The following is a 13,279-nucleotide window of genomic DNA, read 5'->3' on the forward strand; positions in this document are numbered from 1 at the left end:
ATGATTTCATTGGTAGAAGTGGCCTTGCCGGATAAAAGTTTGCGTAGACGCAAAAGAACAAGCACTTTTAACTATATTCTTTGTTATCTACCAAATATCTTACATAAATACAACGCTTTAAAAGGCAAAAAACCTAAATTTGCGACAACAAAATCAAAAATATAATGAGTTTCAGAATAGAACACGATACCATGGGCGAGGTGCAGGTACCAGCCGACAAATACTGGGGTGCACAAACCGAACGCTCACGCAATAACTTTAAAATCGGTCCGGAAGGTTCGATGCCAAAAGAAATTATTCATGCTTTTGGATACCTGAAAAAAGCAGCAGCGCTTGCCAATACAGAACTTGGTGTATTATCTGCAGAAAAAGCTGATTTGATTGCTAAAGCTTGTGATGAAATTATTGCTGGCCAATTGGATGATCAATTTCCATTGGTAATCTGGCAAACGGGTTCGGGTACCCAAAGTAACATGAATGGCAATGAGGTGATTGCAAACCGTGCTCATGTAATAAACGGCGGCTCATTAGCTGACGATAAAAAAGTACTTCACCCTAATGATGATGTGAATAAATCACAATCATCAAACGATACTTATCCAACTGCAATGCACATTGCAGCCTATAAACTTACGGTGGAAAATACCATTCCAGGTTTAGAAAAACTAAGAAATACCTTAGCCCAAAAAGTGGAAGAATTTAGTACGATTGTAAAAACCGGCCGTACACACTTTATGGATGCGACCCCACTTACTTTAGGGCAGGAATTTTCCGGTTATGTACAACAGATTGATAACAGTATCCGGACAATTAAAAATGCATTGGTTATGGTTGCAGAACTGGCTTTGGGAGGAACTGCTGTGGGTACAGGCTTAAATACGCCAAAAGGATACGATGTTTTAGTGGCTAAAAAAATTGCAGATTTAACCGGCTTGCCTTTTGTTACGGCTCCAAACAAATTTGAAGCGCTGGCTGCACATGATGCCATGGTCGAACTTTCTGGCGCATTAAAACGTACTGCAGTTGCTTTAATGAAGATAGCGAACGATGTAAGAATGTTAAGCTCCGGCCCACGTTGTGGCATTGGCGAAATTGTGATTCCAGATAATGAACCGGGATCATCTATTATGCCAGGAAAAGTTAATCCTACTCAACCAGAGGCTTTAACCATGGTTTGTGCGCAGGTAATTGGTAACGATGTTGCGGTTTCAGTGGGTGGTATGAATGGCCACTTCGAACTTAATGTATTTAAACCTTTAATTGCAGCCAATGTATTACAATCGGCACGTTTAATTGGCGATGCATGCGTTTCTTTTACTGATAAGTGTGCTGAAGGAATCACCGCTAATTTACCTGAAATTGAAAAACACCTACAAAATTCTTTAATGTTGGTTACGGCTTTGAATCCACATGTGGGTTACGAAAATGCAGCTAAAATTGCAAAGAAAGCCCATAAAGAAAATAAAACTTTAAAAGCAGCAGCTGTAGAATTGGGATTATTAACCAGTGAGCAGTTTGACGAGTGGGTACGCCCTGAAGATATGGTTGGAAGTTTAAAATAAGCTCATTACATAACGGTCGTGATGCTGAATTATTTCATGATCTTTTCAGTACTTAAGATGCTGAAACGAGTTCAGCATGATGTTCCGATTTTACAATATGGTTAATAAAAAAACACAGGTAATATGAACTCAATACTTTCTAACCTTTTAAGCTTAATATCCATTATTTCGCCTTGTATTGTATTTGGAACCTGCTGCTATTTTTTAGTAAAAAAATCTTCAGTTGAGGCCATTTTAATGACCATTGGCTCAGGAATTGGTCTGCTCATTACCCTGTTTTACAGCTTTTTGATGCCATTACTAATTTCATCTCAAAATTTAGCTTATACAGAAGTTTCAAAATATTATGCTGTTGTAGGTATTATCAGTTTTATAGCCAGCCTTTGTTTTGCAGCGGGTCTTTTAATTCTGGTTATCAACACTGTTAAAAAACAGGCAGTAGTCCAGAATCAATTCCCTAAAGGCACCGATTATAACCATGAGTAAACCGCAATTAGGATTAAGACTTTGTTACATTTTTCTTTTTACATTATCTGTTTTACAGCTGGCATGTAGTCCGCGGCCCAACATACAGGGTAAAGGCGAAGATTTTATGCAAGGTGTTTGGAATGAAGATTCAGTCGCTTTTAGTAATAAATTAAGCAATTACACACAACATCATTTCAAGTTTACCTGCGATTCGGTTTACATGGATATGATTACCCACAGTAAAGTGAATTTATATGAAGATTCATGTTATCATAACGGTATCTGGAAAGAATATGCAAAGGGTGTTTATGTAGTAAGAGGCGATACGCTGTTTGTTGGCGCTACTTTTACACATGCCAATTACAAACAAAAAATATCTGGCTGTTACCGCATCGGCAGATATGAAAAAAATTTCCTGATCAAAAAGCGATCGGCAGATACCCTCTCCTTAGAGAGTTTAAGCGACCAGCGCGAAATTAAATTAATCCTCAAACAAAGAATTACCTGCATACCAAAAGAATTATAAAAATGATTTTAACATCAATAAAAAAGAAATTAACCACGGCGTTAGCTATCGGTTTATTAGCATATCTCCCTATTCAGGCAAATGCTTGGGGTACGATCGGCCATCGTGTGGTTGGTGAAATTGCTGATAGTTATTTAAAGGCAAAAACACGCAAGGCTATTCAAAGTATTTTAGGTTACGAAACTTTGGCCATGTCGGCCAATTGGGGCGATTTCATTAAATCAGATTCTACTTATAATTATATGTATAACTGGCATTTTGTTAATCTTCCGGCAGGATTGAACAAAGATGGCGTTTACAACTTTCTTGAAACAGAAAAATCGCCTAACCTTTACAACAAAATACCTGATCTAATTGCTGTATTAAAGAAAACAAGCAGCACCCCAGCCGAAAAGAAATTGGCTTTACGCATGTTGGTGCATCTGGCGGGCGATTTATGCCAGCCGATGCATGTTGCCCGTAAAGATGATTTGGGTGGTAATCGCATTTCGGTCTTATGGTTTAACGAGAAATCGAATATCCACCGGGTTTGGGATGAACAGCTGATTGAGTACCAACAGTTAAGCTATACCGAATATGCAAAAGCCATTAACCATGCTTCAGCTGTGCAGCTTTACAACTGGCAGAACACCAGCCTGAAAGATTGCATTTATGAATCGTACGGTATCTGTAACAAAATTTACGCAAACACGAAACCAGATGCTAAATTGAGCTACCGTTACAATTTTGACTGGGTGGATACCCTTAACGAGCAATTATTAAAAGGTGGCGTGCGTTTAGCTAAAATATTAAACGGCATTTACGGATAACATTTCTGATATTTCCAGTGCCTCAACGCTAAACAGCATTTGGGCATTTTTTTGTAATACTGTAGCAATTCAACTACGGGATCCGTTTTATCAGTAACAAACCAAAACCAATTATAAACTGATGAAAAAATTACTATTTATCTTCACACTTTGCCTGGCATTTGCCTGTAAAAAGAAAGAAAACGTTAACATTGACGACATTACAAGGTATAACTGGCCTTTGCAATCGGCAACTGTGAATCCTGCTTTAACGGTAAACGGAAAACCGAGCAGTAATTTTATGACACTTTCTGGTCCTGATGCCTGTTTAAGCAATAATTATGCATTAAACTTTTCACCAGGCGGATCTTATGCTTTTACCTCTACAGGTTCCTTGTGCGACATGATTTCCTTTCAGAATGCAAAATGGACGAAAAACGGAAATGAAATCACATTAAATACCGGGTTTGGAAACTCAGAAACTGTAAATTTAAACGGCAATTATATCACCCAAAAATATACTTTTGATAAGGAAGGAAAACCTTATACCGTTACTTATATATTTGCAGCAAAATCTAAATAACATTGAAAATTTTAATGGTTTGTCTGGGTAACATCTGTCGTTCGCCATTGGCTGAAGGCATTATGCGCCATCTGGCAGATGAACAAAACTTAAATTGGGAAGTCGCTTCGGCAGGAACAGGCAATTGGCATATCGGCAAGGCACCTGACCATAGAAGTATTTCTGCGGCTAAGGCTTTGGGTTACGATATCAGCAAACAGCGGGCACAGCAGTTTAACCATTCGATGTTTGATTATTATGACCTGATTTTGGTAATGGACAAGAACAATCTAGCTGATATTAAAACCCTGGCCAAAACCGATAAAGAGCGAAAAAAGATTAAACTTTTTCTTGATAACGATGAAGTTACAGACCCATATTGGGATAATGCCCTGTTTAGCCCTGTTTGCAGGCAGGTTGAAGAAAGATGTAGGGAAATTATCAAACAACTTTCTTAAATTTATAGCTTAATATCCATCACTAACCAAGTCAAAAAAATGAAAAAGTACATCTCATTATGTCTATTAATTGCATCCGTTTTTTTATTGCAGAGCTATACCACAGCGAAGAAACCGGCAAAAGTTTTAGTTTTTTCCAAAACCAAAGGTTTTAGGCACAACTCTATTGAAACCGGAAAAGAAGTGATCCAAAAATTAGGTACCGAACATCATTTTGAAGTAGACACCACCGAGAATGCCGATCTGTTTACAGAAGACAACCTTAAAAAATATGCTACTGTTATTTTCTTAAACACTACAGGCGATGTATTGGACAATAAACAACAGGTTGCTTTCGAAAGATATATACAGGCCGGCGGAGGCTATGTGGGTATCCATGCGGCAACAGATACTGAATACGACTGGCCTTGGTATGGTAAATTGGCCGGCGCTTATTTTATAAGTCACCCAGCTGTTCAGGAAGCCAGATTCATCATTAAGGATAAAAAACATCCAGCTACTAAATTCCTTACCGATTCGATATGGATGAGAAAAGATGAGCTGTATAATTTTAAAAATATTAACCCGGATATTAAAGTGCTGATTACCTTAGATGAGAAATCTTATACCGGCGGTAAAAACGGCGATTTCCATCCTTTTAGCTGGTACCACAATTTTGATGGCGGAAGAGCTTTCTACACCTGTATGGGCCATACTAAAGAAGGCTGGGCTGACGATAAGTTCCAGAATCATTTATGGGGAGGCATTGAATACGCGATAGGTGGACAAAAGAAACTAGATTACAGTAAAGCACATTCAAAATTCTAAAAATTGGGTTGAGCTTGTTGAAATAATGACCAGCAAGCTCAATCTATCTGTTATGCTTAATAAACAATATTTTAAGATTTATTCTTTTTCAGGTTGACCAAATAAATATAATTCAGCATACAGAAAGAAGCTACAGCCCCGAAAGTATGCCATAAAAAATGCGTGCCGATACTCAATATATCCCACTTATCTGCAATTCGAAAAGTTAAAGCAAATATGAAAGCAATCAGGAGCAAACCCTACCCATTTGCCATTTTTCCAGTCTGTTTTAATTAAGTAGCCAAACACAGGAAATAAAACCAGCGCAGCCATAAAAGCATAATTAATATTGATAAAAATCTGAAAATCGCCATTGCTAAAGAGCCTTCTTACATAAAATTGAAAAAAGGCATATACCGCTACAATTAAAACGGCAAAGTACCATTTGGTTAGTTTAGAAAGAAAGTAGACACCAGCCGAAAGGCACAAAAGCATAATTGGCATCCAATCCATCATAATAAAGATCGGCCAGCGCCTTAAGCCGTGATAAGTGGTGCCTCCAATCCCACCAATATAGAGCAGCACCAGCGCAATACTTAAAAAAGTATGTTGTTTAAAATTACTCCATAGTTTAATGGTCCAATACACCGCTATAGCCAAAAAAAAACAACTTGTTATGGTATTAAAAGGCTCTGGAAATAACTGGCTTAGATTGGTTTCGGTGTAGATTGTACCACCGTCTGGAGGGTTCTGGTTAAAAGCGCTCATGCTTAAATAACGTAAGTAGAAATTAATTGTTTCATGGATCTATGTAACGATCAAGATGTAAAAATAATTTCATGTTTACATTTCCAACAGGTTAAATATTGATTAACGCTTACCTTACCAATGGTAATTATTTGTACTTTAGTTTTATCTAAGCTATACAATTATGAAACCATTATTGATTCTTTTTTACTTCTTTCGACAGCTATTTATGCTCAAACACCGCCTCAACCTTATGGTGCAGTACCATCAAAAAGGCAATTGGCCTGGCACGATATTGAAGTTTACGGTTTGATCCATTTTACTCCCACCACTTTCGAAAATAAAGAATGGGGCTTTGGTGATGCTGACCCTAAAATTTTTAACCCGACAAATTTTAATGCCGACCAGATTATTAAAGCCGCTAAAGCAGGTGGTTTGAAAGGGATTATATTAGTAGCCAAACACCATGATGGCTTTGCCTTATGGCCAACTAAAACTACGGAATACAATATCAGTAAAAGCCCGTTCAGAGGGGGAAAAGGAAATTTAGTTAAAGAAGTAGAACAGGCTGTACGTAAAAACGGTTTAAAGTTTGGGGTTTATTGCTCGCCATGGGACAGGAATAATGCACTATATGGTACAGACAAATACCTGGCTATTTATCAGGCACAGTTAAAAGAACTTTACAGCAATTTTGGGGAACTTTTTATGAGCTGGCACGATGGTGCTAACGGTGGCGATGGCTATTATGGTGGAGCAAAAGAAAAACGTTCTATAGACAACACCACCTATTATGATTGGAACAACACCTGGGCAATTACACGTAAAATGCAACCCATGGCGAATATTTTTAGCGACATTGGTTTAGATATCCGTTGGGTAGGCAATGAAGATGGACATGCTGCACCAACCTCTTGGGCAACCTTTACTCCGATGGCCCCGGATGGCAAAAGTGTAGCAGTGCCCGGGCAGGCAAATTACCCGCAAAGCCCTGAAGGGATTAGAAATGGTAAATTCTGGATGCCGGCAGAATGCGATGTTCCTCTGAGAAAAGGATGGTTCTATCATGCCAGCGAAAAACCCAAAACACCTGAAACGTTATTCGATCTGTATTTAAAAAGCGTGGGACGTGGCGCAGGTTTAGATTTGGGTTTAGCACCCGATACCCGTGGACAGCTTCATGATGATGATATAGCTGCACTCAAAACCTTTGGGGATATGGTTAAACATACTTTTGAGAATAACCTGGCCAAAGATGCATCTATTAAAGCGAGCAATAGCAGAGGCAACAAATATGATGTTGCTACACTTCTTGACGGTAAAAAAGGGAGTTATTGGGCTACTCAGGACGATGTCCATCAGGCAAGTTTAGAACTTGATTTGAAAACTGCTAAAACCTTTGATATCATCAGCCTGCAAGAATACATTCCTTTAGGTCAGCGCATAGAGGCTTATACGATTGAAATATTTGAAAACAATGCCTGGAAAAACGTTTACGATGGCACGAGCATAGGCGCTAAAAGGTTAATTAAACTCAATACTCCGGTTACAACTGATAAGGTGAAAATCAACTTTATTAAGTCGCCCGTATGCATTACTTTAAGCGAAATTGGGCTGTACAGAAAATCAGCTTAGTTACCATTTATACTCACTAGAACCTGCTTCGCTCCGAATATTATTAACTTCATTCGTAAGCTGTTCTATTTCATAACGGTATTTCGATGATTCTTCGAGATATTCTTTACGTAAAAGTGAAGAGATTTTGATGGCCAGATTGGTTATTTTGCCATCAAAATCTCTTCGATAGCTTTCTTTTTCTTCCAAATTGAGTTTATGCATTTCGGCAACAATCTGTTTGTTTTTCTGCCAAAGCCGTATACCGTATTGTTCAATTGTTTTTACTTTTTCTGCTTTAGATAAATCGTAAGGAATAGAATAAACCTTATTAAAATCAAATGAATTCTGCTCAAATTGGAACTGTAATTTGTAGAATTTTCTATTTTGATAGTTAGGGGCAAAAATCAAAATAATAGCAGAAAATATCAGCACAACAATGCATGTTAAACCGTATTGCCAATTGGTGGTTATTTTCCATCTCCAAAGTTTTTCATTAAAAAGTATATAACATATTACAAATCCAGAAATTAGCCCACCAATATGAGCGCTATTATCTACTTTGCCGTTTATACCATTTAAGAGCATAATAGCCGTAACCAGAATGGTACTGATCAATAAGGACTTATTGGCATTTTTCTCAAAAGCTTTACTTAGGATTAAAGCCATAAAAGCACCGAAAACACCCATAATAGCACCTGATGCGCCAGCCATAAAACCATATTTATGAAAGATGAGACTCACCAAACCACCGCATATTCCGCTAAGTAAATAGGTAATCAAAAATTTAGCCGAACCGAGTTTATGCTCAACCATTAAACCGATATATACCAAAGCATACATGTTAAAAAACAGATGAGACAAACCTAAATGAACAAATTGATGGGTAATTAACCGCCAGTATTGCCCTTCCAATACCAGTTCGCGGTTATTTGCTCCAATGTTTAAGTAGGCATTGGTAATTACCTCAGGAATAAGAGAATTTTGAGCCCTCAGTTTAAGCACAGCAGCAACAAACAGCAGCGTAAAGCCATAATAAAGTACATTTAAAATTACCAGAACTGGGGTAACTAAATATCCCTTTTGAGGAAAAAAAGATATAAAATATTTTTAATTTTATTCTTGGCAGTTAATGGCGCTTTGTCAAAATAAGTATCATCCTGAGTAGCAATTAAAGCATGGAACGTAGCTAAACTTTCATCCCAGATATTTTGCAAATGGTACTGGACATATTCAAATTCATGGAAAAATTTTTCAAGATTTAAATCGTTTTTCCCGTAATCGTTAAACCACATCTGGATACCTACGCACTCACTCTTTACTACAGAGAAATTCCCATGGATACGGATAGATACTTCTTCACTATACGATTGAAAAGATATTGGCGTGTAAGCAATTAGCCCGCTTTCTGAGATATGGCTAAGGCTCCACCCTAAATTTTCGATGGCCTGCCGGGCAATGATCAGGTATTTATCTGCCGGAAAATCGGCCAAAGGAATATACTTTTCAATTTTAGGCGAGTAACCCCAACTGATTGACATAGCGCTTTTAGATTTTTTTCGCTACTAAGATAATATAAGGTGATAGATTTTTGCTTTCGAACGGGATAATCTTCGTAAATATTTTTCCGCTTAGCCAAACTGCTTTCTTAAATAGACGAACACCAGCCGATTTCTGGCTTTCATTTTCAAGCCAAACGCTGAATCGACCAAAATAACCCGATTTTACCTCTTTAAGGCCAGACTGCTCACAAATTGATTTCAACAGTGCCGGGTCCATGCTATCGATATTGTGTTTGTCGTAATTTTCCTTATCAAAATTCTTTTGGAACCAGCCGTTAACCGCCTTAAAATTTGGCAGTGTGATAAACAAAGTACCACCCGGTTTTACAAAAGCAATATGGCGGTTAATAATGTCGGCCGTATCATTAAAATGTTCGATTAAACCGCAGCTTAGTACAAGATCATACTGTTTTTCAGGCGTATAATTAAACAGGTCGGTTTCTATAATATGGATATCCTTCTCAGTTAAACCGTTCTTCTCCAAGAGCTCATTTACCACAGGTGGGTGAACAAAATAATCTAAAAGTGTAACATCAAGTTTGAAATATTTTTTCAGGAACACGGCATAATAACCCGGAAAACCACCCAGCTCGATGGCCGTTTTAACATGATCTTTCCGGATAACATCTCCAAGTTGGGTATGAAATAAATAGTTTGAAGGTAACTGAACCGCAAGTCCTTTTTTACTTTCCCAATAATTTACCCAAAAAGCCCTGTCGGTTAATAAATTTGCCATGTATTAAATAATTCCAATCCCAAAGAAACGGAAAAAATTGGTTAATTGGTTAAAAATTGAATGGCCTATATTGCTGGATTGTTATTTTTTTTATTGCTAATTTAGCAAACAGGCCTATATGTTTTATGTCGGTTGCCAACAATATTAACAATCCAACAATAAAACAATCGTTTTAAGATTCCCCCTACTTCAGGTCTTTCAAAATCTCAGCTACTGCTTTTTCCAGTTGAGGATCTTTATTTGCCAGGCGGTCTTCAAAAGTATTTTTAACGAAGATATCTGGTTTAACACCTTCCTTTTCAATATTCTTGCCATCCATAGTATAACAACCCCATGATGGTAAACGGTAAGAAGAACCATCAACCAAACCTTTGGCAGAGGTAAAAATAATCCAGCGATAAGTTTCCGTACCAATAATTTTTCCCAGTTTTAGTTGTTTAAAACCTGCGGCCGTCATTTCGGCATCACTTAAAGATTGTTCGTTAATGAGGAGTACAATCGGTTTTGCGGCAGGGCCAAAATTACTTTGAGGCGCCAGCTTACCGCCACGGTATTTCCACTGGAGGTAAGGACGCTGAGAAAGGAATTTCAACACATCATCATGCACGTTTCCGCCAGTATTGTACCGTAGATCAAGAATAATGGCTTCCTTATTTTCTTCTTGTGCAACCATATCCAAAAGGAAAGTTTCCAGCTCGCCACTACCCATATTCTTCATATAAGAATAAGCTATGCGATTGTTACTCCACTTGTCTACATTTTTATGGTTCTGGCTAATCCACTCATCGTAAAGGTTTCCGCGCAAAGTGCCAGAACTTTCAGGATGTACATTTACATAAACATCTTTTCCATTGCGTTTAAATGTTAACGTCATTTCCCGATCCAATGATGGCTTACTGAAATAATAATCGCGGTCTATTTTTTCATCTACTTTAACGCCGTTCACTTCTGTTAAAATATCCCCAGCTAAAATATTTGTTCCGGTACGGGCAGCATTACTTTTAGCGGCAATACGTTCTACCTTTAAAGGGTTTTCGTTATCGAAGATGATCCCTGTTTCATTGGTAATATAATTAAGGTTTTTGCGTTCCTCTGCACCTGCACTATTAAAACCCATGTGCGAAGAATTCAGCTCGCCTAGCATATCATTCAATAAAATTCTCAAATCACTCCGGTTATTCACATAAGGCAAATAAGCGGCATAACGTGTTCTCATTTTATCCCAATCTACACCGTGGAATTTTTCATCGTAGAAATTTTCATCCAACCCCACCCAGGTTTCGTAAAACATCTGGTTAAATTCTGCATTTAGGTTTCTTGTAAATTTATAACCATGTTCTACCCGATCAAGTTTATTTCCCTCTAATGAATACTTGTTGATTGCTCCACGTGATAAAACGAAGAATTTATCACCCGATGAGATAATCGAATAATTGTCGCCATCAGCAACTTTTTCGGTTTTATTGGCTTCGAAAGGTTCGATAGTCGTACGGTAAAGTCCTGGCGCACCTCCTTCATGGTTAGATGAATAAAACACATAGGTTTTATCGCCCTTGGCAAAAACATCAGTTCCATACTGACCTCCAAAAGAAGGACCGACCAATTCTATCCGGTCTAAAATATCCTGTGTGTTAATGGTAATTACCTCCGCTGGTTTTGGAGTAGGCTTAACATCCGTTTTCTTTTTAGTTGTGTCTGCTTTTGCTTTTTTATCATTTTTAGGCGCAGTAATAGCAGGTTTAACATCTGTTGGTGCTGGCTTGGTTTCTTTAAACAGATCGTCGAATTTATCAGAACGATAAGGCTCATCGTAATTATTTAAGGCCATGCGGTAAATATGTGCATTCTGCATACCGGTTGGGTAAGAAGGTTTGGTACGTGCACTGGTAAAGAAAATATACTTTCCATCCGGCGACCATGCCGGTCCGGTTTCGGTAACGCCGGTATTGGTTAAGTTAATGGTTTTATTATTTTTAATGTGATGCACCATAATATCCTGTTCAAAATTCCGATAGACCGTGAAAAGCACATATTCATCATTTGGCGAAAAACCTGGCGTTGAGCTTTGTATGGCCCAAAACTCGTCAGTCACTATAGTTTTAGCATCGAAAGTTTTAAGATCCATGAGCTTAAGCTCGTTCCTGCCACTTAAATACACTGCCATGGTTTTGGTTTTGTTCAAGGTGATATCGCGTACGTTTGCTTTATCTTTTGTAAGCTGTTTAACAGCACCTTTTCCATCACCCGTAATGGTAAACCAGTTCTGATAACCATTAGTGGTTTGACTAAATAAAATTGTTTTATTGTCGGCCAGCCATTTACACTCCAAAGCACGTTCGCCGCTATTGGTAATTTTCCGGATAAACTTTCCATCAGCATCACTTACAAACACGTCACCTCGCGAAATAAAAGCCATCTTTTTTCCATCAGTAGAAACATCAAATGCCGAAATATTTCCGCGGACATCGTACTCCTGCTCTTTACTCAATACCTGATTCCGTGAGGTATTAATATTGATTTTCTCAGCTTTCTTCGAAGCTACGTCATAGGTATACAATTGATAGTCTTTCTCAAACACGACTGTAGTTCCATTGGCCGAAACAAAAGGTCGTTTAATGGAAGTATCAAAGCTGGTTAAACCAGTTTTTTTACCATTGATAAAAGTATAAAGGTTGTATTCATCGTTTCCTTCGTCCGATACAAAAAAGATATTGCCTTTTTGATCAATACTCGTCCAGAAATCTTTCCCAATGTAATCGGTATAACGTTTGTAACCTTTTGTTTTTGGGTTATATGATTGGATATCCGGATTATAAGCTCCTTTGTAATGTTTACGGTTGGTGAAACGATAGCTCTCCCAGGTATCATTAAAAAACAGTTCTCCCGTTGGCGATTCGGCAATATGGTGCGTGGTATTGAAATAATTATCAAATAACCGAACAGCAGTACCACCATTGACGCTTACTTTATAACTCGAAAAGGAGTTGTATCGGCCAGACGTAAAATAAATTGTTTTCGAATCCCAGCTCCAGTTATCTACTTCATCACTGGCATCGTTAAAAGTTAACTGTTTAATATCACCTCCTGTTAAAGGCATTACATAAATATCATAATTGCCAAACTGATTGGAAGAAAAGGCAAGCCACTTACCGTCGGGAGATATTTTCGGGTTAATTTCTTCTCCCTGCATAGCTGTAATACGCGATGCTACACCTCCTTTTACCGGAACTTTCCAAATGTCTCCGTCGTAACTGAATACTATTGCTTGCGCATCGGGCGTTAAAGCAGGGTACGCCGCAAAGTAGGTCTGACCTTGGACAAATGAATAAATAGGCAGTAAAAATGCGAGTGTCGCAAGCGATTTTAGCAGGGATTTGATCATGATTTATTTGTTTGGCTTAGGATGCCTGAAGTCGTCATGTTTAAATAATCATTAAGTTCAAATATGATTACCTAAACATCAAAGGCTC

At 38.0% G+C, this 13,279-nt stretch carries 13 protein-coding genes; 8 read left to right on the forward strand and 5 right to left on the reverse strand.

Going from position 1 to position 13,279, the window contains the following annotated elements:
- Positions 1 to 164 precede the first annotated feature (164 nt).
- The 7 genes from fumC to ACQ86H_RS26245 all read left to right on the forward strand — a co-directional run bounded on the left by fumC (position 165) and on the right by ACQ86H_RS26245 (position 5,171).
- Positions 165 to 1,562, forward strand: coding sequence for a class II fumarate hydratase (gene fumC, locus ACQ86H_RS26215; protein ID WP_431292995.1), 1,398 nt, complete (start codon positions 165 to 167; stop codon positions 1,560 to 1,562).
- A 123-nt stretch (positions 1,563 to 1,685) separates the two neighbouring features.
- The gene (locus ACQ86H_RS26220; RefSeq protein ID WP_138819707.1) at positions 1,686 to 2,048 is read left to right on the forward strand and encodes a hypothetical protein; all 363 of its coding nucleotides are present in this window, start codon (positions 1,686 to 1,688) and stop codon (positions 2,046 to 2,048) included.
- Positions 2,041 to 2,556, forward strand: coding sequence for a fumarate hydratase (locus ACQ86H_RS26225; protein ID WP_138819706.1), 516 nt, complete (start codon positions 2,041 to 2,043; stop codon positions 2,554 to 2,556). The genes ACQ86H_RS26220 and ACQ86H_RS26225 overlap by 8 nt, the downstream gene beginning before the upstream one ends.
- Positions 2,557 to 2,558: 2 nt before the next feature.
- Entirely contained in the window at positions 2,559 to 3,365 is an 807-nt protein-coding gene (locus ACQ86H_RS26230) for a S1/P1 nuclease (RefSeq protein ID WP_431292996.1), read from the forward strand.
- Between the two features lie 121 nt (positions 3,366 to 3,486).
- Positions 3,487 to 3,927, forward strand: coding sequence for a hypothetical protein (locus ACQ86H_RS26235; RefSeq protein WP_431292997.1), 441 nt, complete (start codon positions 3,487 to 3,489; stop codon positions 3,925 to 3,927).
- A 2-nt stretch (positions 3,928 to 3,929) separates the two neighbouring features.
- The gene (locus ACQ86H_RS26240; protein WP_138819703.1) at positions 3,930 to 4,364 is read left to right on the forward strand and encodes a low molecular weight protein-tyrosine-phosphatase; all 435 of its coding nucleotides are present in this window, start codon (positions 3,930 to 3,932) and stop codon (positions 4,362 to 4,364) included.
- 39 nt (positions 4,365 to 4,403) lie between these two features.
- On the forward strand, positions 4,404 to 5,171 hold the full coding sequence (locus tag ACQ86H_RS26245) for a ThuA domain-containing protein (RefSeq protein WP_138819702.1): 768 nt from the start codon (positions 4,404 to 4,406) through the stop codon (positions 5,169 to 5,171).
- A gap of 186 nt (positions 5,172 to 5,357) precedes the next feature.
- Here the strand turns inward: ACQ86H_RS26245 and ACQ86H_RS26250 are convergent, their stop codons facing one another.
- Positions 5,358 to 5,918 carry a hypothetical protein gene (locus tag ACQ86H_RS26250; protein ID WP_431292998.1) on the reverse strand — a complete coding sequence of 187 codons (561 nt, stop codon included), beginning with the start codon at positions 5,916 to 5,918 and terminating at the stop codon, positions 5,358 to 5,360.
- 120 nt (positions 5,919 to 6,038) lie between these two features.
- On the opposite strand from ACQ86H_RS26250, the gene ACQ86H_RS26255 reads away from it, so the two are divergent.
- On the forward strand, positions 6,039 to 7,532 hold the full coding sequence (locus ACQ86H_RS26255; protein ID WP_431292999.1) for an alpha-L-fucosidase: 1,494 nt from the start codon (positions 6,039 to 6,041) through the stop codon (positions 7,530 to 7,532).
- Here ACQ86H_RS26255 and ACQ86H_RS26260 read toward each other — a convergent pair whose 3' ends face one another.
- From ACQ86H_RS26260 to ACQ86H_RS26275, 4 genes are all read right to left on the reverse strand, one after another.
- Positions 7,533 to 8,516: a rhomboid family intramembrane serine protease gene (locus tag ACQ86H_RS26260; RefSeq protein ID WP_431293000.1), complete on the reverse strand. Its 984-nt coding sequence runs from the start codon at positions 8,514 to 8,516 to the stop codon at positions 7,533 to 7,535.
- Positions 8,517 to 8,581: 65 nt separating this feature from the next.
- Positions 8,582 to 9,052, reverse strand: a complete 471-nt coding sequence (locus ACQ86H_RS26265; RefSeq protein ID WP_431293001.1) for a hypothetical protein — start codon at positions 9,050 to 9,052, stop codon at positions 8,582 to 8,584.
- A 7-nt stretch (positions 9,053 to 9,059) separates the two neighbouring features.
- Complete coding sequence (locus ACQ86H_RS26270; protein WP_431293002.1) at positions 9,060 to 9,809, reverse strand: class I SAM-dependent methyltransferase; 750 nt, start codon at positions 9,807 to 9,809, stop codon at positions 9,060 to 9,062.
- Positions 9,810 to 9,993: 184 nt separating this feature from the next.
- Positions 9,994 to 13,191 carry a S41 family peptidase gene (locus tag ACQ86H_RS26275; RefSeq protein ID WP_431293003.1) on the reverse strand — a complete coding sequence of 1,066 codons (3,198 nt, stop codon included), beginning with the start codon at positions 13,189 to 13,191 and terminating at the stop codon, positions 9,994 to 9,996.
- Positions 13,192 to 13,279 lie beyond the last annotated feature (88 nt).

It is taken from the genome of Pedobacter sp. P26, assembly GCF_050632135.1.
Classification (GTDB): domain Bacteria; phylum Bacteroidota; class Bacteroidia; order Sphingobacteriales; family Sphingobacteriaceae; genus Pedobacter.